Origin of the sequence: Streptomyces sp. NBC_00464 (genome assembly GCF_036013915.1) — a bacterium.
GTDB lineage: Bacteria > Actinomycetota > Actinomycetes > Streptomycetales > Streptomycetaceae > Streptomyces.
Genome location: NZ_CP107899.1, coordinates 3438243 through 3461206 on the forward strand (window position 1 = coordinate 3438243; position 22964 = coordinate 3461206).

12 protein-coding genes, 3 rRNA genes and 1 pseudogene are annotated in these 22964 nt (G+C 67.5%); 4 read left to right on the plus strand and 12 right to left on the minus strand.

The genetic code is table 11. The features are described from left to right. Positions 1-369: 369 nt before the first annotated feature. From OG912_RS15360 to OG912_RS15370, 3 genes are all read right to left on the minus strand, one after another. A complete protein-coding gene (locus OG912_RS15360) occupies positions 370-927 on the minus strand; it encodes a GNAT family N-acetyltransferase (RefSeq protein ID WP_327709828.1) in 558 nt (185 codons plus the stop codon). 67 nt (positions 928-994) lie between these two features. Continuing rightward, positions 995-1270, minus strand: a complete 276-nt coding sequence (locus tag OG912_RS15365; RefSeq protein ID WP_327709829.1) for a hypothetical protein — start codon at positions 1268-1270, stop codon at positions 995-997. Positions 1271-1627: 357 nt separating this feature from the next. Continuing rightward, on the minus strand, positions 1628-2029 hold the full coding sequence (locus OG912_RS15370; RefSeq protein ID WP_327709830.1) for a DUF1877 domain-containing protein: 402 nt from the start codon (positions 2027-2029) through the stop codon (positions 1628-1630). A 205-nt stretch (positions 2030-2234) separates the two neighbouring features. Between OG912_RS15370 and OG912_RS15375 the strand changes: the two genes are divergently transcribed. Continuing rightward, a complete protein-coding gene (locus tag OG912_RS15375) occupies positions 2235-2438 on the plus strand; it encodes a transposase (RefSeq protein WP_327709831.1) in 204 nt (67 codons plus the stop codon). A 98-nt stretch (positions 2439-2536) separates the two neighbouring features. Here the strand turns inward: OG912_RS15375 and OG912_RS15380 are convergent. From OG912_RS15380 to OG912_RS15405, 6 genes and pseudogenes are all read right to left on the minus strand, one after another. After that, positions 2537-3070 (minus strand): annotated as a pseudogene (locus OG912_RS15380) (transposase); the annotation flags it as partial. 137 nt (positions 3071-3207) lie between these two features. Continuing rightward, positions 3208-4302 carry a DUF4037 domain-containing protein gene (locus OG912_RS15385; protein ID WP_327709832.1) on the minus strand — a complete coding sequence of 365 codons (1095 nt, stop codon included), beginning with the start codon at positions 4300-4302 and terminating at the stop codon, positions 3208-3210. A gap of 272 nt (positions 4303-4574) precedes the next feature. After that, a 5S ribosomal RNA gene (rrf, locus tag OG912_RS15390) occupies positions 4575-4691 on the minus strand. 79 nt (positions 4692-4770) lie between these two features. After that, positions 4771-7895: ribosomal RNA gene (locus tag OG912_RS15395) — 23S ribosomal RNA — on the minus strand. A gap of 296 nt (positions 7896-8191) precedes the next feature. Next, positions 8192-9716 (minus strand): 16S ribosomal RNA (locus tag OG912_RS15400). Together the 16S, 23S and 5S rRNA genes form the textbook arrangement of a ribosomal RNA operon. A gap of 596 nt (positions 9717-10312) precedes the next feature. Next, entirely contained in the window at positions 10313-10867 is a 555-nt protein-coding gene (locus tag OG912_RS15405; protein ID WP_326737575.1) for a MarR family winged helix-turn-helix transcriptional regulator, read from the minus strand. Between the two features lie 147 nt (positions 10868-11014). Here OG912_RS15405 and OG912_RS15410 point away from each other — a divergent pair, with 147 nt between their 5' ends. Next, entirely contained in the window at positions 11015-12322 is a 1308-nt protein-coding gene (locus OG912_RS15410) for an MFS transporter (RefSeq protein WP_327713445.1), read from the plus strand. Positions 12323-12344: 22 nt separating this feature from the next. On the opposite strand, the gene OG912_RS15415 is transcribed toward OG912_RS15410, so the two are convergent. Then, positions 12345-14009, minus strand: a complete 1665-nt coding sequence (locus OG912_RS15415) for an ATP-binding SpoIIE family protein phosphatase (protein ID WP_327709834.1) — start codon at positions 14007-14009, stop codon at positions 12345-12347. Between the two features lie 194 nt (positions 14010-14203). Further along, positions 14204-15601 carry an NAD(P)/FAD-dependent oxidoreductase gene (locus OG912_RS15420; protein ID WP_327709835.1) on the minus strand — a complete coding sequence of 466 codons (1398 nt, stop codon included), beginning with the start codon at positions 15599-15601 and terminating at the stop codon, positions 14204-14206. 336 nt (positions 15602-15937) lie between these two features. On the opposite strand from OG912_RS15420, the gene OG912_RS15425 reads away from it, so the two are divergent. Both OG912_RS15425 and OG912_RS15430 read left to right on the plus strand, forming a co-directional pair. Continuing rightward, positions 15938-16852 carry a TetR/AcrR family transcriptional regulator gene (locus OG912_RS15425; RefSeq protein ID WP_327709837.1) on the plus strand — a complete coding sequence of 305 codons (915 nt, stop codon included), beginning with the start codon at positions 15938-15940 and terminating at the stop codon, positions 16850-16852. A 506-nt stretch (positions 16853-17358) separates the two neighbouring features. Next, positions 17359-19356 carry a sigma-70 family RNA polymerase sigma factor gene (locus OG912_RS15430; RefSeq protein ID WP_327709838.1) on the plus strand — a complete coding sequence of 666 codons (1998 nt, stop codon included), beginning with the start codon at positions 17359-17361 and terminating at the stop codon, positions 19354-19356. 84 nt (positions 19357-19440) lie between these two features. Here the strand turns inward: OG912_RS15430 and OG912_RS15435 are convergent, their stop codons facing one another. After that, positions 19441-22767 (minus strand): ATP-binding protein, encoded by a 3327-nt coding sequence (locus OG912_RS15435; protein ID WP_327709839.1) that lies wholly within the window; start codon positions 22765-22767, stop codon positions 19441-19443. Positions 22768-22964 lie beyond the last annotated feature (197 nt).

Here is a 22964-nt window from a genome sequence, read left to right on the forward strand (position 1 = left end):
ACTCTACCAGAGTATTTCGGGCCTGTTTCCCACTGCCGAGCCGAACCTGACGACCCCTCGTCCGACAGATCGCCGTCGTGAGATCGGCCTGCTGACGGTGCGTCACGCGGTCCCGCCGGGCCCCGGTGATCCTGGGGCCTGTGCAGCAACGATACCCACGTCCAACTCGCCGGCGGATTCGGGGCCCGGGTTCTCCGTGGTCTACCGCTGCATCCGCGAGGCGACAGAGATCCTGGCCTAGGTCACACCGCCTGAGCGTTGCCACTCGCCACATCCTCGGAGATGCCCCTATGGACGAAGCCCTGGTGACGTTCCTCAGGGCACGGTTGGACGAGCCGCGGGACCACGGGCTCCGCCCGGGGGCTGCTGTCAGCGCAGGTCGAGAAGCATCACGTCATGGAGGTCAGCATTTGTCCCCCAGGGCCGCGCCTCGCCGATCTTTCGGTATCCCCACGCCCGATAGGCCGCCGGCGCTGCCCAGCTGCCCGGGTGGACGTTCAACAACACCCGATCTGCCTCGATGCCGTCGAGCAGCGTCTCGTGCAGACGCCGCGCGATGCCCTGCCCGCGCCACGGTCCACGCACGGCAAGTTCCATCAGCCCGAAGGTCCGGCGTCCGTCCTCCCGTCGCAGGTCGTCGGAGACCGGCTCCGTCAGCTCGTCCCACCAGCCCGTATCGGGCTCGAGCGGGAAGCCGTACGTCATTCCGACCGGCTCACCGTCCTCGGTACGGGCCAAAGCAGCGCAGAAGGTGTGCTTGCGTGCCTGGGAGGGAAAACGTCGGAAGGCGGCGGCAACATCGTCCTCGGTCTCGTTGTAGGGAGACTCGGCGAACGCCTCGGCGTAGATCAGCCTGAACGCGTCCTCGACCTGCGCTGCGGCTGAGCCGTCCATGCGCGCTATCGCGACAGTCTCCTGCTGCCTCATGTGATGCCCCTTCGGACGGTCTCACGGATGCCCTCCCCACACAGGCACGTCCGTCTCGGTCTCGGGACTATGACACGCCCAATGACAGGAGTCGACGGATGTCTGCCATTGCTCGGTGCAAGTACCCGTTCATGGAGGAGCGGGAGCCGGCCCGGCCGAACATCTGGCGCTTGAGCATCTTGATGTGGTTCCTCCGGACCTCGACGGGGCCGGTGTTCCAGTGACCGGCCAGGCTCTGGACGACGCCCCCGTCCTCCTCCCGGTCGGTGGCGAAAGAGTGGAGGCCGGGAAGGTCCTCGGCTCGTGCGCGGACTCCCGCCCTGCCGGCGAGCACGACGGCCACCGCCTCCAGGAGTCGGCTCGAGGCAGACGTCCGTTTCCCGTAGGGAACCTCAGCCCTTCGACAGAGCGGACAACGTCCCCATTTGTCAGACCGCTTCGCTCTCTACCTCTCCGGCTTTGAGGAGGGCTCCCAGAAGCCGTTGCCGTATCGATCGTGAGGCCTGCCGATCGAACGAGAATCCACCCTGCACCGAAGCCAGTGAGGTCGATCCGCAGAATCTGAACCCTCGTCGTGTCCCGGGCCGGGCTCAGTCCCACCACAGGACGACGGTGAGCCGCCCTTCAGCCGCCTGTTCGTAGAAGGTGCGGAGTGCCTCGAAGTGGCAGGTGAGGTACGGGCGCGGGTCGCCGGTGATGTTCATTCCCAGGGCAGTTGAGCCACTTGGGCATCCCCCGGCAGCACCGCGATTGCAGCCTCCCAGTCGACCGCAGCGAGCGTGGTGGCGATCTCCGCTACCGCGGCGGGGGCTACGGCTCTGGGCGGAGGCCCGAAGATGCCCACGGCGTCGTCATGGTCGAGGTAGGCAACATCGACCAGCGCATCGCCGATGGTGGACCGTTCGAGTGCTGCAACTGCCGCCGGTCCGACCTTGGCCAGCTGGAGGAGTTGCCGGAGGGACTCGGGCGCCCAGTCGAGATCGATCCAGTCAGCCCTCGGCGGGTCCCACTGGGGATTGGCGTCCGGAGAGACCTCTGCTGCCTGCCGGCAGAAATTCAAGTACTCCGTCGTCACTCGTGCGAGCTGCTGCGTTACTGCCATGGCGGCAGTGTTCCGAACGGGCTTCGCCGCTCACCAGCGGATTAATACGCCAGTACTGGAAGCCGCTGCCGTCCCGATCTTGTTCGATCGCAGGAGCTCAGTGGGGTGATCTTGTGGCCTGCCATGCATGAGGACAGGGCGGCCTCCGGTACAGCTCGTGGGTGTTGAAGCCGGAAAGGCACCAGGGAAGCCGTATCCCTCGGGCATGACGGATGCCGAATGGGCCATGGTCCGCATGTGCTGCCGGTACCGAGGTGGCTGGAGGGTGTGGGGAGGGCAGCCGGAGGGCTACTGCCACCGGCAGTTGGTCGACGCCGTGCGTTGCCTGGTCGCGGGCGGGATCACCTGGCGGGCGATGCCCGCGGACTTCCCCGCCTGGGACCGCGTCTACGCCTTCCTCCGACGCTGACGGGACAAGGGCCTGATCGCGGAACTCCACGACCGGCTGCGGGACCAGGTCCGCGAGGCAGCGGGCCGCGCTCCCGAGCCGACCGCCGGAATCATCGACTGGCCGGCCGCGATGAGCCGCTCGATCACGGCGCGGAGCTGGGCGGCGGTGACCGCAGTCGCATCATCTTTGGGATCGAGCCGGACTACGTCCACAATTCCCGTCCACGATGTGGCCCCGGGCTCCAGGACGGCGACGAAGGAGTACGGCCGGCCCGGGATGAACTGCGACGCCGACTTCGCCCGTCCGTAGACATGGCAGAACAACCGGTCTGCCGAACATGACGCATCCGAGCGTAGCCACAGCGACACGTCGACGGCGAGCACCAGGCGACCGCCGTCAGAACGTGGCAGGGACATGTCGACCAGCAGAGTCCGCAACCTGTCGACGTTGATCCGGCTGCGGTTGAGGGCTCAGTACCGAGCGCCATACCCACGCCGGTGCTCGGGCGCCAGCGTCAACTCCACCGGTAGGGCGTCGGCCAACTCGAACAACTCATCCCGGCGGGCGGTCGGGCACTCGTGGAACTCGCCCCGGAAGCGTGACGCTTCCGCGAACGCTTCCTGCCGGACATCATGGTGCAGCAGACTCACCCCTGGCGGTCTAGGCCCCGGTTCGGCTCTTGATGAAACACGCGCTCTGGACAGCACGCAGGATCACGCCGAGGACGCCCCACCCCTGAGTGATCAAGTTCGGGATGTCGTTCGAGGCCGGTAGATGAAGAACAAGCTCAGCGGAAGAGCAAACCGTCGGTGGCGGCGCGTGCCAGTCCCGGGTGGCTGAGGACGTCCGTGCTGTCCACGAATTGATCGACTGCGCCGACCGTCGGCAGGGAGCTGATGTCAGGGTCGTTGATGCGGGCGCTCAGCGCCGCGGTGAATCGTTCCGCATGCAGAACCTGGAATGGTCTGTTGTGGTAGGGCCGTGTGTCGGGGTCGACAGGGTCGGTCAGGCCGAGCTGGTTGTGTGTGGCCGCGACGGCCTCGTAGGCACGGGCCAGGTGGTGCTCGCGTGTGTGCCAGTCGGTGGCGGCAAGTGCCGCCGTGAGGACCGGGGTGAGGGCGGGCGCCTGGGGAGAGCGGGCGAAGGCGCTGCCGAGCCATTTGCTGTAGGGCGGGTAGCGGCGCTCCATGAGCAGGCAGAGCCGCATCAGCTCGCGGACCAGGCGGGCGGCGACGACAGCGGAGCCGAGTTCGTCACCCACTTCGCCGCAGCGGCCCACAAACGCCTCCTCCTGGGAGATGCGCTGCCACTGGCAGGCGAGTAGGTGGAGCCAGAAGTCGTGGGGGTACCAGTCGAGTTTGGCGCGGGCCGGTACGAGTTCACCGAGCCCATCGTGAAAGACGGCACCGGCAGTGGCCTCGGCGAGGAGCTGAGTCGGGGTGGCCAGCCAGTCCGCCAGGGTGATGTCGGTACGCGGGTCGAAGCCCAGGTGCGCAGTGAACCAAGCACCTGCGTCAGTGACTTCGACTCGGTGGTGGACCGGCCCGTCAGTTGCCTGCATGACCCGGATGTCTGCGTCGCCGGCAGATACGAAGTGCGTCGGGTACCCGCAGAAGGATTTCGGCAGGCGCTCGGAGAGCAGTGCCGAGATCCTCGCACCGTGGCGTGTGGCGTCCTGCGAGCGCAGGAAGATCTGCAGGCGGGGTCCCCATTCGTGGTCGGCGGAGCGAGCGGTGTCGAATCCGAGAACCTCCGAGCCGGCGCCGAGGCGGGCAGCGGAGTGCGTAACCCCCGGGGCGGCCTCGTCCAGCAAAGGCCGTACGGCTTCGAAGTAGAAATGGCGGGAGAGTTCCAGGCCAGGGATGAAGGACGACGTGGTCATGCTGGAGAGGATGCCGGATCGGGATTTGGTCGGTCGAAGGGTTTTCCCGTCTGCAGCTGATCGTGCGGTGGGGCAGCACCAGTTCGGTGCGCTGTCCACGGCCGGCCAGCGGCGGTGGCTGCCGCCACGAGGCGGAGGCCATCCTGACGCGTCGCTTCTCGCAGACAGGCGTAGAGGTGCGACCAACCCGTCGATTCCGGCCCGGTTCGTCCTGGTCCGGAACGCAGAAAAGCCCCGTGCCACAAGGGCACGGGGCTTAACTATCAAAAGGAGTTCGGCGGCGTCCTACTCTCCCACAGGGTCCCCCCTGCAGTACCATCGGCGCTGAAAGGCTTAGCTTCCGGGTTCGGAATGTAACCGGGCGTTTCCCTAACGCAATGACCACCGAAACACTATGAAATTAACCAACACCGGATAAAAACACGGCCGTTCGTTATTTCAGAACTAACACAGTGGACGCGAGCAACTGAGGACAAGCCCTCGGCCTATTAGTACCAGTCAGCTCCACCCGTTACCGGGCTTCCACATCTGGCCTATCAACCCAGTCGTCTACTGGGAGCCTTAACCCTTCAAGAGGGTGGGAATACTCATCTCGAAGCAGGCTTCCCGCTTAGATGCTTTCAGCGGTTATCCTTTCCGAACGTAGCCAACCAGCCATGCCCTTGGCAGGACAACTGGCACACCAGAGGTTCGTCCGTCCCGGTCCTCTCGTACTAGGGACAGCCCTTCTCAATATTCCTACGCGCACAGCGGATAGGGACCGAACTGTCTCACGACGTTCTAAACCCAGCTCGCGTACCGCTTTAATGGGCGAACAGCCCAACCCTTGGGACCGACTCCAGCCCCAGGATGCGACGAGCCGACATCGAGGTGCCAAACCATCCCGTCGATATGGACTCTTGGGGAAGATCAGCCTGTTATCCCCGGGGTACCTTTTATCCGTTGAGCGACAGCGCTTCCACAAGCCACTGCCGGATCACTAGTCCCGACTTTCGTCCCTGCTCGACCCGTCGGTCTCACAGTCAAGCTCCCTTGTGCACTTACACTCAACACCTGATTGCCAACCAGGCTGAGGGAACCTTTGGGCGCCTCCGTTACTCTTTAGGAGGCAACCGCCCCAGTTAAACTACCCATCAGACACTGTCCCTGATCCGGATCACGGACCCAGGTTAGACATCCAGCACGACCAGAGTGGTATTTCAACGACGACTCCACAACCACTGGCGTGGCCGCTTCAAAGTCTCCCACCTATCCTACACAAGCCGAACCGAACACCAATATCAAACTATAGTAAAGGTCCCGGGGTCTTTCCGTCCTGCTGCGCGAAACGAGCATCTTTACTCGTAGTGCAATTTCACCGGGCCTATGGTTGAGACAGTCGAGAAGTCGTTACGCCATTCGTGCAGGTCGGAACTTACCCGACAAGGAATTTCGCTACCTTAGGATGGTTATAGTTACCACCGCCGTTTACTGGCGCTTAAGTTCTCAGCTTCGCCGACCCGAAAGTCAGCTAACCGGTCCCCTTAACGTTCCAGCACCGGGCAGGCGTCAGTCCGTATACATCGCCTTACGGCTTCGCACGGACCTGTGTTTTTAGTAAACAGTCGCTTCTCGCTGGTCTCTGCGGCCACCCCCAGCTCACCGAGTAAATCGGATCACCAGTGATGGCCCCCCTTCTCCCGAAGTTACGGGGGCATTTTGCCGAGTTCCTTAACCATAGTTCACCCGAACGCCTCGGTATTCTCTACCTGACCACCTGAGTCGGTTTAGGGTACGGGCCGCCATGAAACTCGCTAGAGGCTTTTCTCGACAGCATAGGATCATCCACTTCACCACAATCGGCTCGGCATCAGGTCTCAGCCTTAATGTGTGACGGATTTACCTACCACACGGCCTACACCCTTACCCCGGGACTACCACCGCCCGGGCTGGACTACCTTCCTGCGTCACCCCATCGCTTACCTAGTACAAGTCTGGTTCGTCGGCTCCACCACTACCCTCAACTCCGAAGAGATCGGGCCGGCTTCACGGACTTAGCATCGCCTGATTCAGTATTGGGCGTTTCAAAGCGGGTACCGGAATATCAACCGGTTGTCCATCGACTACGCCTGTCGGCCTCGCCTTAGGTCCCGACTTACCCTGGGCAGATCAGCTTGACCCAGGAACCCTTAGTCAATCGGCGCACACGTTTCTCACGTGTGTATCGCTACTCATGCCTGCATTCTCACTCGTGAACCGTCCACAACTCGCTTCCGCGGCTGCTTCACCCGGCACACGACGCTCCCCTACCCATCCACACAGGCGTTGGCCCTATATGTGTGAATGACACGACTTCGGCGGTACGCTTGAGCCCCGCTACATTGTCGGCGCGGAATCACTTGACCAGTGAGCTATTACGCACTCTTTCAAGGGTGGCTGCTTCTAAGCCAACCTCCTGGTTGTCTCTGCGACTCCACATCCTTTCCCACTTAGCGTACGCTTAGGGGCCTTAGTCGATGCTCTGGGCTGTTTCCCTCTCGACCATGGAGCTTATCCCCCACAGTCTCACTGCCGTGCTCTCACTTACCGGCATTCGGAGTTTGGCTAAGGTCAGTAACCCGGTAGGGCCCATCGCCTATCCAGTGCTCTACCTCCGGCAAGAAACACACGACGCTGCACCTAAATGCATTTCGGGGAGAACCAGCTATCACGGAGTTTGATTGGCCTTTCACCCCTAACCACAGGTCATCCCCCAGGTTTTCAACCCTGGTGGGTTCGGTCCTCCACGAAGTCTTACCTCCGCTTCAACCTGCCCATGGCTAGATCACTCCGCTTCGGGTCTTGAGCGCGCTACTAAATCGCCCTATTCGGACTCGCTTTCGCTACGGCTTCCCCACACGGGTTAACCTCGCAACACACCGCAAACTCGCAGGCTCATTCTTCAAAAGGCACGCAGTCACGACGCACCGAGCAAGCTCGATGCGCGACGCTCCCACGGCTTGTAGGCACACGGTTTCAGGTACTATTTCACTCCGCTCCCGCGGTACTTTTCACCATTCCCTCACGGTACTATCCGCTATCGGTCACTAGGGAATATTTAGGCTTAACGGGTGGTCCCGCCAGATTCACACGGGATTTCTCGGGCCCCGTGCTACTTGGGTGTCTCTTAAACGAGCCGTTGATGTTTCAGCTACGGGGGTCTTACCCTCTACGCCGGACCTTTCGCATGTCCTTCGCCTACATCAACGGTTTCTGACTCGTCTCACGGCCGGCAGACCATGAAAAAGAGATCCCACAACCCCGCATGCGCAACCCCTGCCGGGTATCACACGCATACGGTTTGGCCTGATCCAGTTTCGCTCGCCACTACTCCCGGAATCACGGTTGTTTTCTCTTCCTGAGGGTACTGAGATGTTTCACTTCCCCTCGTTCCCTCCACACTGCCTATGTGTTCAGCAGTGGGTGACAGCCCATGACGACTGCCGGGTTTCCCCATTCGGAAACCCCCGGATCAAAGCTTGGTTGACAGCTCCCCGGGGACTATCGTGGCCTCCCACGTCCTTCATCGGTTCCTAGTGCCAAGGCATCCACCGTGCGCCCTTAAAAACTTGGCCACAGATGCTCGCGTCCACTGTGCAGTTCTCAAACAACGACCAGCCACCCATCACCCCGTTCCGAAGAACGAGTGCACTGGGGCCGGCAACCGAAGGACGACCATTACGGCCGTACCTTCAGATACCCAACAGCGTGCCCGACCCGACCGATCACCCTCACATTCCACGCCGAAGCAGTACTAGTGAGAACAACCTGTCGTGCCGAATAGTCAACGTTCCACCCATGAGCTAACCACCGCCGAACATTTGCCGGCGTAGTGGCTCTGGATTCCTTACGGAATCTAGATGCTCCTTAGAAAGGAGGTGATCCAGCCGCACCTTCCGGTACGGCTACCTTGTTACGACTTCGTCCCAATCGCCAGTCCCACCTTCGACAGCTCCCTCCCACAAGGGGTTGGGCCACCGGCTTCGGGTGTTACCGACTTTCGTGACGTGACGGGCGGTGTGTACAAGGCCCGGGAACGTATTCACCGCAGCAATGCTGATCTGCGATTACTAGCAACTCCGACTTCATGGGGTCGAGTTGCAGACCCCAATCCGAACTGAGACCGGCTTTTTGAGATTCGCTCCGCCTCGCGGCATCGCAGCTCATTGTACCGGCCATTGTAGCACGTGTGCAGCCCAAGACATAAGGGGCATGATGACTTGACGTCGTCCCCACCTTCCTCCGAGTTGACCCCGGCAGTCTCCTGTGAGTCCCCATCACCCCGAAGGGCATGCTGGCAACACAGAACAAGGGTTGCGCTCGTTGCGGGACTTAACCCAACATCTCACGACACGAGCTGACGACAGCCATGCACCACCTGTATACCGACCACAAGGGGGCACCATCTCTGATGCTTTCCGGTATATGTCAAGCCTTGGTAAGGTTCTTCGCGTTGCGTCGAATTAAGCCACATGCTCCGCTGCTTGTGCGGGCCCCCGTCAATTCCTTTGAGTTTTAGCCTTGCGGCCGTACTCCCCAGGCGGGGAACTTAATGCGTTAGCTGCGGCACCGACGACGTGGAATGTCGCCAACACCTAGTTCCCAACGTTTACGGCGTGGACTACCAGGGTATCTAATCCTGTTCGCTCCCCACGCTTTCGCTCCTCAGCGTCAGTAATGGCCCAGAGATCCGCCTTCGCCACCGGTGTTCCTCCTGATATCTGCGCATTTCACCGCTACACCAGGAATTCCGATCTCCCCTACCACACTCTAGCCTGCCCGTATCGACTGCAGACCCGGGGTTAAGCCCCGGGCTTTCACAACCGACGCAACAAGCCGCCTACGAGCTCTTTACGCCCAATAATTCCGGACAACGCTTGCGCCCTACGTATTACCGCGGCTGCTGGCACGTAGTTAGCCGGCGCTTCTTCTGCAGGTACCGTCACTTTCGCTTCTTCCCTGCTGAAAGAGGTTTACAACCCGAAGGCCGTCATCCCTCACGCGGCGTCGCTGCATCAGGCTTTCGCCCATTGTGCAATATTCCCCACTGCTGCCTCCCGTAGGAGTCTGGGCCGTGTCTCAGTCCCAGTGTGGCCGGTCGCCCTCTCAGGCCGGCTACCCGTCGTCGCCTTGGTAGGCCATTACCCCACCAACTAGCTGATAGGCCGCGGGCTCATCCTTCACCGCCGGAGCTTTTAACCTTCCCCCATGAGAGGGAAAGTGTTATCCGGTATTAGACCCCGTTTCCAGGGCTTGTCCCAGAGTGAAGGGCAGATTGCCCACGTGTTACTCACCCGTTCGCCACTAATCCACCCCGAAGGGCTTCATCGTTCGACTTGCATGTGTTAAGCACGCCGCCAGCGTTCGTCCTGAGCCAGGATCAAACTCTCCGTGAATGTTTTCCCGTAATCGGGTAGACACCACGAGAGCGGAACGACCATGTCGGAATATGACCGGTCGTCCACTGAATCCTCGCTGTGTGCATTGCCTACCAGGCCAGAGGCCTGTTAGGACTTTCAAAGGAACCTCGAACCTGCCGAAGCAGGTCGGGGTATCAACATATCTGGCGTTGACTTTTGGCACGCTGTTGAGTTCTCAAGGAACGGACGCTTCCTTTGTACTCACCCTCAGAACATTTTCTGGGGCTTTCCTCCGGGCGCTTCCCTTCGGTCTTGCGTTTCCGACTCTATCAGACTCTTTCGTGTCCGATTCCCCGTCAGCGGGGTTTGTCTTCCCGGCTGTTGGGCCGTTCCGACGTCCAAACTCTAGCGAATTTTCCCGGCGACTCATAATCGAGTCTTCGTTCTCTATTTCGGCATGCCGAAATAGATCCCGAGTGGGAGTTCGTACTGAGTGTTGGTTGCCGCATTCGCGGCGGATCGGTTGTCGTGGAACCGTTCCGGCTCCGTGACAACTCGAAGAACCTTACGGATCCCGGCGGGGCGTGTCAACCCCTCCCCTGCGGCCCCCGCAGGGGTCGCGCCGGGCGGTCTCAGCCCAGGTCGGTGAGCCGGCCGCCGGCGTCCGGCTGGGCGTGCTCGACGCGGCGCAGGAGGCGGATCAGCATCTCGCCGAGGACGCCTCGCTCATCGCCCGAGAGGTCCTGGAGCAGGTCCTCCTCGAAGTGCGAGGCCATCCGCATCGCCTCCAGCCACTTCGTACGGCCCTCGTCCGTCAGCTCGACGATGACGCGCACCCGGTTGTTCTCGTCGCGGTCGCGGGTCACGAGGCCCTCGCCCGCCATGCGGTCGATGCGGTGTGTCATCGCGGCCGGGGTGAGCCCGAGACGCTTGGCGAGCTCCCCGGGGCCCAGTCGGTAAGGGGCACCGGACAGGACGAGGGTCTTGAGGACCTCCCACTCGGCATTGCTGATGCCGAGGGCGGCGACCTGCCGTCCGTACGCCACGTTCATCCGGCGGTTCAGCCGGCCGAGGGCCGAGACGACCTGCTCGACCTGCGGGTCCAGGTCGTGGAACTCGCGCTGATAGGCGGCGATCTGCTCGTCGAGGCTCGGCTCCTGGAGCTCGGGCTCGGTGGTGTCAGGCATGGCGCGCAGTATGGCACGCCCTCCATAGCTGTCGAAGTCCTTCGATCTGTATTGTTGAACCTCTAACTTTAGTGCTAAAGTCTTCGGGTTCGAGTCGTTCGATGACGTGGTTTCGAGACCTTGAGGTAGGTGAGTGTGACCAGGGAAATGGGTGCAGCACTGCGGCGGATCCAGCTGGGGAGCGCGCTGAGCGCGTTCGGGCTGGGGTTCACCGTTCCGTATCTGTACGTCTACGTGGCGCAGGTGCGGGATCTGGGTGCCGGTACGGCGGGCGTCGTACTGGCGGTCTTCGCCATGGCAGCGCTGGTCGTCCTTCCGTTCACCGGCCGGGTCATCGACCGCCGCGGGCCGCTGCCCGTGCTGGTCGTCGCCTCGGCCGTCGCCTCCCTGGGCGCTGTCGCACTGGGCTTCTCCTCGCAGGTCACCGCCTCCGTCCTGTCGGCGGCGGTGCTCGGTGCGGGCACGGCTGTCATGCAGCCGGCCCTCGCCACGATGCTCGTCCGCTGCTCCGACACCACCACCCGCACCCGCGCCTTCGCGACGCAGTTCTTCCTGCAGAACCTGGGACTGGGCATCGGTGGTCTGGTCGGCGGGCTGATCGTGGACACGAGCCGGGCCTCGTCCTTCACCCTGCTGTTCCTGATCGAAGCGGTGATGTTCCTCGTGCTCGGCGCCATCTCGGCGACCGTGCGGATGCCGCGTACCCCTGCCGTCGTGAAGGTAGCGACGGCCGACGGGTCCGCTCCGCGGGGCGGGCTGCGGGTGCTGCTCTCGCACCGGGCCATGGTGCAGCTGTGCGTGCTGGGCTTCGTGCTGTTCTTCGCCTGCTACGGACAGTTCGAGTCCGGGCTCGCGGCGTACGGCACCGAGGCTGCCGGGATCCAGCCCTCGACGCTCGGGATCGCGCTGGCCGCCAACACGGCCGTCATCGTCGTGGCCCAGTTCGTGGTGCTGCGTCTGGTGGAGCGCCGCAAGCGCAGCCGGGTCATCGCGTCGGTCGGTCTGATCTGGGCGTTCGCCTGGATCGTGGCGGGCTACGCGGGCCTCGGACACGGCAGCCAGACCATGGCGACCGCCGCGATGATCTCCACATACGCGCTGTTCGGGCTCGGTGAGTCGATGCTGTCGCCGACCGTCGCGCCGCTGGTCGCGGATCTGGCGCCGGAGTCGATGGTGGGGCAGTACAACTCGGCGTTCGCTCTGTGCAAGCAGCTGGCGCTGGCTGTCGGGCCCGCTGTGGGCGGTCCGATGGGGGCCTCGCTGCACGGGCCGTACATCGTGACGTTCGTACTGTTCTCGCTCGGCATCACCGTGCTCGCTCTGCGGCTCGGGCGGCGGCTCACCCCCGTACAGGACCAGCCCTCCCTCGCGGCCGTGCCGTCACGGGTGGTGGCCGTGTCACTGCCGGAGAACGCCTCGGCCGAGGGGCCGGCGCCGGTCGCCGCCGTGCACTGACGGGCCGGCCGGCTCCGGTCGGCTACTGCGGCAGGGAGAACTCGCACCAGACCGCCTTGCCGCCGCCGGGTGTGCGGCGGCTGCCCCAGGACGTGGCGATCGAAGCGACGATGGAGATGCCCCGGCCCGCCTCGTCCCCCGGTTCGGCACGGCGGCGGCGCGGCAGGTGGTCGTCGCCGTCGGTCACCTCGATGATCAGCCTGCGGTCCGTGCGCCGCAGGCCCAGGCGCATCGGCGGCGTCCCGTGCTGCAGGGAGTTGGCCACCAGCTCACCGGCCGCGAGGACGCCCAGCTCGCACAGCTCCATCGGGAAACGCCACGACGTCAGCACACCCGTCGCGAAGGCGCGGGCGCGCGGGGCCGCCTCGATGCCGCCGAGCAGGTCGAGCGAGGCGTTGTGGAACAGCTCCGCCGTCGGGCCCGTGCGGGCGGGGTGCTGGACGACCAGCACCGCCACGTCGTCGTCGTGTTCCGCGGTGATGTTGAGGGAACGCATCAGGCGGTCGCAGACCACCTGCGGCGCGCCCTTCGCGCCGGACAGCGCCCGCTCCAGCGCGGCCATGCCCTCGTCGATGTCCTCGCTGCGACGCTCGACCAGGCCGTCCGTGTAGAGGACGGCGGTGGAGCCGGGCGGCAGGGCGATCGTGCCCGAGGTGTGGATCCAGCCGCCGGTGCCGAGCGGGGGGCCGGTCGGGTCCTCGGCGCGGTGGACCGTACCGTCCTCGTCGCGCACCAGGATCGGGAGGTGGCCCGCGGAGGAGTAGACGAGCAGGCCCTCGTTGGGGTCGTGGACGGCGTAGGCGCAGGTCGCGATCTGGCTGGCGTCGATCTCGGCGGCGAGCCCGTCGAGCAGCTGGAGCACCTCGTGCGGCGGGAGGTCGAGGCGGGCGTAGGCCCGCACCGCCGTGCGCAGCTGGCCCATCACCGCGGCGGCGCGCACCCCGCGGCCCATCACGTCCCCGATGACCAGCGCGGTGCGGCCGGCGCCGAGCGTGATGACGTCGTACCAGTCGCCGCCGACCGCGGCGTCCGTGCCGCCCGGCTGGTAGGTGGCGGCGATCCGCAGGTCGTCGGGCTGTTCCAGCTCCTGTGGGAGCAGCGAGCGCTGAAGGGTGACGGCCGTTTCGCGGTGCCGGCTCTCGCTGGTGCGCAGCCGCTCGGCCGCCTCGGCGTGGTCGGTGACATCCGCGGCGTAGACCAGGACGCCGCTCTCGTGCTTCTTGTCCTTGTCGCGCCGTACGGGGGTGCAGGTGACGGTGTACGAGTTTCCGCTGCCGGCCTTGCGGGACTTGACCGTGCGCGGTGTGCCGCTGCGCAGGACCTGGTCCATCAGCGGCAGCAGGCTGAGCTCGGTGAGCTCGGGCATGGCCTCGGCTGCGGGCACACCGCAGGGGCGGGGGCCGAACGCTGCGGTGTAGGCGTCGTTGACGTACGCGACGCGGTGGTCGGGTCCGTGCACCAGGGCGACGAGGGCGGGCAGCTGGCCGAGGATGTCGCGGGCGGAGAGGTCTTCCAGGGCGGGTGCGGCGGACCGGGTGCCGGGGCCGCCCGGATCGCCGTCCGGAGGGCCCGATCCGGTGTCGGCCTGTGCATACTCTGCGCGGGCCGCCGGTACGGGACTGCGGTCGTCCCGGGCGGCTCGACGCTGCGTACCGGGTAGGCGGGCGCTCCAACGCGTGAAGTTCACGGAATCCATTGCCTCGTGTGTCGGTCTGGTCCGCTCGGGCGGGCTGCTTCCTCTGCCGGGGCGTCACAAGTATGTGGTGGCGGTCTGTTGCCCCTGGGACGGTCTTCCTCGATGGTCACTGTCGGTCGCTGCCTGCCGGGTCACTCTGTGCAGATGTGAGCCCACCTATGGTCACACGTCCAGTGTGTCGGACCCTACTGACAGTCGCCGTCGTCCGGCCTGGGGCGCCTGCCTGCGGCGATTTGGAACTCGGCCCGTGGGTGTTCCAGTGAGCCCAGGGAGACGATCTCGCGCTTGAAGAGTCCGGCGAGGGTCCATTCGGCCAGCACCCGGGCTTTCCGGTTGAACGTCGGGACGCGGCTCAGGTGGTACATGCGGTGCATCAGCCAGGCCGGATAGCCCTTGAGCCGGCGTCCGTACACGTGGGCTACGCCCTTGTGGAGGCCGAGCGAGGCGACGGATCCCGCGTAGCTGTGCCGGTACTCCTTGAGCGGGCGGCCGTCGATCGCCGCGACAAGGTTGTCGGCGAGGACCTTGGCCTGGCGGACCGCGTGCTGGGCGTTGGGGGCGGTCTCCCTGCCCGGTTCGGCGGCGGTCAGATCGGGGACGGCGGCGGCGTCACCGGCGGCCCAGGCGTGCTCCGTCCCGTCGACGGTGAGCCGGGCGGTGCAGACGAGCCTGCCGCGTTCGTTGAGGGGCAGGTCGGTGGCGGCGAGCAGCGGGGCGGGTTTGACTCCGGCGGTCCACACGAGTGTGCGCGTCGGGAAGCGGGAGCCGTCGCTGAGCACGGCGATCCGGTCCTCGCAGGACTCCAGCCGGGTGTCGAGGCGTACGTCGATGTTGCGGCCGCGCAGTTCCCCTACCGCGTATCGGCCCATCGACTCCCCGACCTCGGGCAGGATGCGGCCGGTCGCTTCCACGAGGATCCATTTCAGGTCCTCGGCCTTGATGTTGTGGTAGTACCGCGAGGTGTAGCGGGCCATGTCCTCCAGCTCTGCCAGCGCCTCCACGCCTGCGTAGCCGCCGCCGACGAAGACGAAGGTGAGGGCGGCGTCGCGGATGGCGGGGTCGCGGGTGGCGGAGGCGATGTCCATCTGCTCGATCACGTGGTTGCGCAGGCCGATGGCCTCCTCGATGGTCTTGAAGCCGACGCCGTGATCGGCGAGGCCGGGGACCGGGAGGGTGCGCGAGACGGAGCCGGGGGCGAGGACGAGTTCGTCGTACGGGATCTCGATGGCGCCCGTGCCGTCCTCGCCCGTGGCGAGCGTGGTGACGGTGGCGGTGCGCTTGGCGTGATCGATGCGCCGGGCCTCCCCGACGACGAGGGTGCAGTGCTTCAGGACCCGGCGCAGCGGCACGACGACATGGCGCGGCGAGATGGAACCGGCGGCGGCTTCGGGGAGAAACGGCTGATAGGTCATATAGGGGTCGGGGGTGACGACGACGATCTCCGCCTCACCGCTTCTCAGTCTCTGCTTCAGCTTCTGTTGGAGACGCAGCGCCGTGTACATCCCGACATAGCCCCCACCGACGACGAGAACGCGCACACCCGGCGGGGGGCCGGGGGGTGTTCCCCCGGAATCTGAAGCCATCACCACCCCATGACGCAACGTGCGCAGGAGTTTGTCCACAGCCCCGGCAAATTGTGTGACCGGAGGATTCCCGCGGATCGCGACCGGCCTCCGTGCCGTATGTACGGAAGCTCGCAGGTCAGGGGTTATGGGAGGGGTGAGGGGAGGGGTGTGGATCGGTGACCGGCCGGTCCGTGCCCCGATCGGGGGGCGCTCCCGGCGGGCTGCCCTCTTCTGAATTGACCCTGGCTCAACTATGTTCGTATGTCGTCGGGGTGTCGGACGGTGACCATCGGTCCACCCTGACTGACACGGCGGGAGTCTCCGGGGGGAGACGTCATAACCGGGGGAAAAGTTATGCATATTCAGGAATCGCATTGGCCGAATGCTGCGGTCACGTCCGAAGGAAACGGACGGATCGGGGCAGTCGGCACAGTGAGCGGTGTCGGGTCCAGCGGGACCACCGCACCGTCGGCGGCCGTGAGCACCCTGGGGGCCGCGCTCGGCGCCCAGGCCGGTGGAGCCGGCGCCCACAGCCGTTCCGCACCGCTGCGCGTGGACGCGCAGCGCAATCTGGAGCACGTGCTGCGTGCCGCACGCGAGGTGTTCGGCGAGCTGGGGTACGGCGCTCCGATGGAGGACGTGGCGCGTCGCGCCCGGGTCGGCGTCGGCACGGTGTACCGGCGCTTCCCCAGCAAGGACGTGCTGGTGCGCCGGATAGCCGAGGAGGAGACCTCCCGGCTGACCGACCAGGCCCGGTCCGCGCTGGGCCAGGAGGAGGAGCCGTGGTCGGCGCTGTCGCGCTTCCTGCGGACCTCGGTGGCCTCGGGCGCCGGGCGGCTGCTGCCTCCGCAGATACTGCGGGTCGGCGTCGAGGCCGATGAGTCTGCGGTGGTCGGCGATGCGGGTGCCGCACGGGCGGGAGGGGCGCCGGGTGACGGCTGGGACGAACCTCGGGTGCCACAGCAGCGCCAGGAGGCCGGGCAGGCCTCGGCCCAGAGCGGTCCAAGGGGAGCCGAGCACCGTTCCGGACCGGTTGAGGCGGAGGACGAGGACCTCGGCGCCGGAGCGGCCGATCTGTTGGAGGTCGTGGGCCGGCTGGTCGACCGGGCGCGCACGTCCGGTGAGCTGCGCCGCGATGTGACGGTGGCCGATGTACTGCTGGTCATCGCGACGGCGGCGCCCTCGTTGCCGGACGCGGCTCAGCAGGCGGCGGCGTCCGCCCGGCTGCTGGACATCCTGCTGGAGGGACTGCGCTCGCGGCCTGCGTGAGGCCGCCTGATTGAGGCCGCCTGATTGAGGCCGTCCGACTGAGGCCTCCTGATTGAGCGCGGCCTCATGGCGGACTGGGCAGGCCCTCGTCCGGAGGGGGCGGCCTCGTCCGGGGTGCGGTGCTGTCCGAGTGGGGCGGCACTCGTTCAGGGGGCGGTTCCTGCGATGCCTGTCCGAGTGGGGCGGCCTCGTCTGGGTGAGACGACCCTCGTCCGGGTGGGGCGGTCCCCGTCCGGAGGAGGTGGCCCCTTCCGGAGAAGGTGGTCCCCCTCCGGAAGGGGCGACCCTGCCCGGAAGGGGCGCTTCCGCCGCGCTCGTCGTGTTCCGTCCCAACTGTCCCGTCAACACGTCCCGTTACTCCTTCCCCGAATGAGTGCCCGCTAGTGCTCGCATTCGGGAAAGCGCCCCGGATGAGTGGTTGGCGGGGCTGAAGGGTCGCCGCTTCCACGCTCTGTGGCACGCTTGCCCGGTGTTCGGGTCCGAAAGCGCATACGGGGGCGTCCGCGATGAGCGGTGACGGGCAACAGGAAGAGTCGCTCGACGGTGTCTCCACCGCGGACGGCGGCATGGAGTCGACCGGGCTGCCCGGGCACCAGGTGCCGAGCCAGGCCGGGCCTCGGCGCTCGGACGACGGGGAAGAGAGCGGCGGCACCGTCCTGCCCGGACCGTGGCCGCCCGCTCCGGCCGAGAACCCGGCGGACACGGACGCGATCGATGCCGCCGCCGCGGTGCCCATGCAGCGGGCCCCCAGCAGCATGCCCGCCGGGGACGCGCCCTCCGACGCCCAGTTGATCCAGCGGATGCGGGACGGCGACGACCTCGCGTACGAGGCGCTGTTCCTTCGCCACTCCGACGCCGTACGCCGCTACGCGCGCACCTGCTGCCGGGACGCGCACACCGCCGACGACCTGACGGCCGAGGTCTTCGCCAGGACCCTGCAGGCGGTACGGGGCGGCAAGGGGCCGGAGGAGGCCGTGCGGGCCTACCTGATGACGGCGGTCAGGCACGTCGCCGCCGCATGGACGAAGACCGCGAAGCGCGAGCACCTGGTCGACGACTTCGCGGTGTTCGCCGCGCAGGCGTCGCGCACCTCGGAGGTGTCGGACGCGGACACGCTCGATCTCGGCGCCGACGTGATGGCGATGCACGAGGCCGAGCAGTCGATGGCGATGCAGGCGTTCCGCAGCCTCCCGGAACGCTGGCAGGCCGTCCTGTGGCACACCACCGTCGAGGAGGAGTCGCCCAGCGACATCGCGCCGCTGTTCGGACTGACGGCCAATGCCACGTCGGTGCTGGCCAGTCGCGCCCGTGAAGGGCTCAAGCAGGCCTATCTGCAGGCCCATGTGAGCCAGGCGCTGACCTCGGGCGGCGACTGCGCGCGCTACGCCGACCGCCTCGGCGCCTATGCCCGCGGGGGCCTGCGCATGCGGGCCGAGCGCGGCCTGCGCGGGCATCTGGACGAGTGCGTGAAGTGCCGGCTCGCGGCGGGCGAACTGGCCCATGTCAACGCCGGGATTCCCGCACTGCTGCCGGTCGCGGTCATCGGCTGGTTCGCCGCCGGATACGCGCTCAAGGCCGCCGGGATTGTGGCGGGCGGGGCTGCCGGTGCCGCCGGTGCGGGAGCCGCAGCCGCAGCGACCGGAGGAAGCTCGTCCGCTGGTTCTGCCGGTGGCGCCGCAGCCTCCGAGGGGCTCGGCGCTCCGGCGAAGGCCGGCATCGCGGCGGCGGTCGCCGTCGCGGCCGCGGCCGGGCTGGTGTGGGCGCTGGTCGGGGACGACCAGCCGCGCCCCGAGGCGAAGCCGGTCGCCAGGCCCCCGGCCGTGGCACCTGCGGTGCCGACCCCCGCACCGCCGAAGCCGGAGCCGAAGCCCAAGCCGACACCCCCCGCGCCCGCGCCGCCGGCACCCTCACCGCCGGCACCCACGCCTACGCCCACCCCGACGCCGACGCCCACTCCAACGCCGACGCCGACCCCAACGCCCACACCCACGTCCCCTCCAACCCCTCCGCCGCCCGCGCCGAAGCCCACACCGCCCCCGTCCCCGACTCCCCCGCCCGCACCCGCGCCGGAGGTGTACCAGATCAGCGAGCTGGACTACACCCTGCTCGGCGACCACACCGGCCCCGAGGTGGTGCTCGGTGAGAGCAGTTGGGTCTGGCAGCGTTCGGGTATGTCCATCGGCGGCACGCAGTACGCGCACGGGGTCACGGTCCACAGCCGTTCCTCGGTCTACATCCAGCTGAACCGCCCGTGCACGCGTTACGAGGCGATGGTCGGCGTGGACGACCTGACCATGGGGCTCGGCTCGGTGCGGTTCTCGGTGTTCAACAACGACGGGGCGCGGCTGTGGCAGTCCCCGGTGATGAACGGCGACGACCCGGCCGTTCCGGTCAGCGTCGGCGTCGAGGGGCAGGAGCGGATCCGGCTCGTCGTGGAGCCCGCGACACCGTTCGGCAGGGTCGCTCTCGCCGACTGGGCCGAATCACGGATCAGCTGCCGCTGACCGGGCCGGAGCCGCGTCGTACGCTGCCGCTGACCGGGCCGGAGCCGCGTCGTACGCTGCCGCAGCCCTGCGGGCGGAGCTCACTCACGGGAGGTCCGCGGTGACGCCCTCCATCAAGTCGATGACGTCGTCGAGGGTCAGCTCGCGACCCGCCGCGTACTCCTCCTCGTACCGCAGATCGCCCAGCTCCTTGCGGGCCTGCCGCTCGGCGGCGTCCACCTCGGACTGCTCCGCCGCGGACCTGTGACCGGACAGCCTCCAGTCGTCGGCGGCGCCCAGGACGCGTGCGGCCTCCGCGGGGCGGCCCACCTTCGGCAGCACGATCGCCGCACCGTCCGCCAGATACCCCGTGACGATCTCGGCGCACTGCGCGTCCTTCGCCACGACCAGGGCCGCCGTCAGCCCGCACACCCCGGCGGCGGGGCCGCCGGCGGGCTCCGGTTCGTACATCGCGATCCGGGCCGAGAGCCCGTCCTGGACGACGGTGAAGTGCGACGCCGGGCCGCCGCGCCCGTTCGCCTCCTGGGCGGACGTGAGCTTCCGCCTGGCTGTCACCGGATCGCCCTGGTCGAGCGCCATGAGGGCTCGCAGGTAGTGGACGTACGAAGTGGCGTCATGCGTCCGGTGGCGCTCCGCCTCGGACTCCGAGCGGTCCAGGCCCTCCTCGGCGGCGGCCAGGTCGCCGGTGCGGTAGGAGAGTTCGGCGAGCCGGGCCAGCAGGAACGGGGCCTCGGCATGGGCTCCGACCTCACGGGCGAGCAGCAGCGACTCCTCGTAGTCCGCACGCGACTCCTCGTACCGTCCGCGCATCATGCCTGCCTCGGCCGCCGCGCTCGCGACCTGGGCGCGCATCCAGCGGTCGCCGATGCGGCGGCTCAGCACACGCAGTTCGGCGAGGTCCTCGTCGACGCCGGGCATGCCACCCGGCATGTCGACGACCATGTGGGTGCGGAACATCAGGGTGATGCCGTACTCCCAGTCCCCGCCGTGGGCGCGGGCGTTGTCGACGGCGACGTCGATCTTCTGCCGTACGTCGACCGTGGACCAGGTGAGGAACGAGGTCATAGGCCAGAGCAGTCCGGGGAACCGGCCGCCATGCGGCCCGGACGCGGCGAACGCCACGGCCAGGCGGCCCATGAGCTCCTGGACCCCGGGGTCGTTCTGATCCTGAGTCTCCGGCCGGCTGTCCATCGCGAAGAAGAACCGCAGCATCTGCAGATTCATCCAGGGCCAGTAGCGGGGATCCGCCTCGTCGGCGGGCTCCGGGCCGAGGGACAGGGTGCGCTCGGTCCACGTGAGGCCTTCGGGGCGGTAGTTGCGCAGCCACCAGAACCAGGCCATGCCCAGCACCAGTCGTGCCGCTTCCGCCTCGTGGGGCGGACCGGCGGCCGTGGTGCGCTGAAGGGCGGCACGGATGTTGTCGAGGTCCGTCTCCAGCCGCCGGATCCAGGGCAGTTGCTCGCCCGAGCGCAGGAGCGGTTCGGCCTCCTCGACGAGCGCGGTGAAGTACGCGGTGTGCGCGCGGCCGGCTGCGGTCCGTATCTCCGGGGCCTCGGCGCAGCGCTCCACGGCGTACTCGTGAATGGTCTCCAGGAGGCGGTAGCGCATCGTGCCGTCCCCGGCCGGGGCGGCGACGACGAGGGACTTGTCCACGAGGGCGCCGATCAGGTCCGCGGTGTCGCCGCGGGCGTTACCGCGGCCGGGGCCGTCCGGTGTACCGACGACGGATTCCGCGGCGGCCAGGTCCCAGCCGCCCGCGAAGACGGAGACCTGGCGCAGGGCGGTGCGTTCGTCCTCGTCGAGGAGGTCCCAGGACCAGTCGACGACGGCCCGCAGCGTCTGCTGGCGAGGCAGCACGGTGCGGCTGCCGCTCGTCAGCAGGCGGAACCGGTCGTCGAGCCGGTCGGCGATCTGACGCGGACCGAGCAACCGGAGTCGGGCGGCGGCGAGTTCGATCGCGAGCGGCAGACCGTCCAGGCGGCGGCAGATCTCGGCGACGGCCTCGGGGTCGTGCGCCGGCTCGTGCTCGGGGTCGAATCCGGGGCGTACGGCCCGCGCACGCTCGGTGAACAGGCGCAGGGCGGGATCGGCGGGCAGCGGGTCGACCGGCCGTACGGACTCGCCGGGGACGCCGAGCGGTTCACGGCTGGTGGCGAGGACGCGCAGGTCCGGGCAGCGGGTCAGCAGCGTTTCGGCCAGTGCGGCGGCCGCGTCGATGACGTGCTCGCAGTTGTCGAGGATGAGGAGAACGGACCGGGCGGGGGAACCGTGCGCGAGATGGTCGACGAGCACGTCGACCGGGTCGGTGCGCGGCAGGGGGCCCTCGTGGGTGCTGTCCCGCAGCAGTGAGGTCTCGCGCAGCCCCAGCGCGGAGAGTACGGCTCCGGGGACGGCTTCGGGGTCCTCCACCGGGGCGAGTTCGGCCAGCCAGACCTCTCGTGGGGCTGCGGCCGTGCGGCTCGCGTGGGCTGCGGACTCCTCGGCGAGACGGGTCTTCCCCGAGCCGCCTGGGCCGGTGAGGGTGACCAGCCGGGACCGGGTCAGGTCGTGGCGGATGGCGCGGAGTTCGGGCTCGCGCCCGACGAACGAGGTGAGGCGGGGGCGGAGGTTGCCACGGGCGGGGGCAGGTTCGAGCGGTCCGGGAGCCGCGAAGAGGAGCTCTTGGTGGAGGGTGGTCAGTTCGGGTCCGGGGTCGGTGCCGAGGCCGTCGGCGAGGGTGCGGCGCGCGTCCTCGTACGCCGCGAGGGCGTCGGCCTGTCTGCCGTCGGCGCGCAGGGCGCGGATGAGCTGGGCCCGGAAGCGCTCGTCGTACGGCTGGGCGGCGGTCAGCTCCGTCAGCTCGGCGACGAGGGAGGCGGGGTCCGGAGCGGCGTCGCCGTCGTCGGCCTGGGTCGCACCGGCCGCCGCCGCCCACCGCAGGTCGGCCTCGATCCGGCGCTCCCGTGCGGCCAGCCGGTGGGCCTCGGGGCGCAGGGCGTGGCCCTGGTCCCCGTCGGGCAGGTCGGCGAGTGCGGGGCCGCGCCAGAGGGACAGTGCGGTACGCAGCGTGCGGGCGGCCTCGGCGGGGGCGTCGGCCTCCAGCTCGGCCGCGCCCTGCCGGGCGAGCCGCTCGAACACGTACAGGTCGACGTCGTCCTGACCGGCCGTGAGGCGGTAGCCGCCCGGGGTGCTGGCCAGCGCGTCCTTCCCGAGCACCCGGCGCAGCCGCCCGACGAGGGCCTGGAGCGCGGCGGGGGCGTCGGCCGGAGGATCGTCGGCCCAGACGTCGTCCACGAGGTCGGTGACCGGCACCGGGCGGCCGGGCCGCAGGGCGAGGGCCGCGAGCAGGGCGCGCAGACGCGTGCCGCCGAGGGGCAGCGCACCGCCGCTCTCGTCTCGCGCCTCCGTGACGCCCAGGATCAGATACCGCACCCTGCCATTGTGTCCCGCCCCTCGGACAGCGGTCACCGAACACCTGTACCGGGCGCGGTCACGGGCCGTGGGCAGCGGCCGACAGGCCTCGGACCACCGCCCCAGCGACCGACGTACCGGGGTCACCGCCCCAGCGACCGACAGGCCTCGGACCACCGCCCCAGCAGCCGACGTACCGCGGTCACCGCCCCAGCAGC

Coding starts and splice junctions, on each gene's coding strand:
- OG912_RS15430 (WP_327709838.1), top strand. CDS start 17,359: ATGAGCGGTGACGGGCAACAGGAAGAGTCGCTCGACGGTGTCTCCACC.
- OG912_RS15405 (WP_326737575.1), bottom strand. CDS start 10,867: ATGCCTGACACCACCGAGCCCGAGCTCCAGGAGCCGAGCCTCGACGAG.
- OG912_RS15385 (WP_327709832.1), bottom strand. CDS start 4,302: ATGACCACGTCGTCCTTCATCCCTGGCCTGGAACTCTCCCGCCATTTC.
- OG912_RS15420 (WP_327709835.1), bottom strand. CDS start 15,601: ATGGCTTCAGATTCCGGGGGAACACCCCCCGGCCCCCCGCCGGGTGTG.
- OG912_RS15410 (WP_327713445.1), top strand. CDS start 11,015: ATGGGTGCAGCACTGCGGCGGATCCAGCTGGGGAGCGCGCTGAGCGCG.
- OG912_RS15425 (WP_327709837.1), top strand. CDS start 15,938: ATGCATATTCAGGAATCGCATTGGCCGAATGCTGCGGTCACGTCCGAA.
- OG912_RS15375 (WP_327709831.1), top strand. CDS start 2,235: ATGACGGATGCCGAATGGGCCATGGTCCGCATGTGCTGCCGGTACCGA.
- OG912_RS15360 (WP_327709828.1), bottom strand. CDS start 927: ATGAGGCAGCAGGAGACTGTCGCGATAGCGCGCATGGACGGCTCAGCC.
- OG912_RS15370 (WP_327709830.1), bottom strand. CDS start 2,029: ATGGCAGTAACGCAGCAGCTCGCACGAGTGACGACGGAGTACTTGAAT.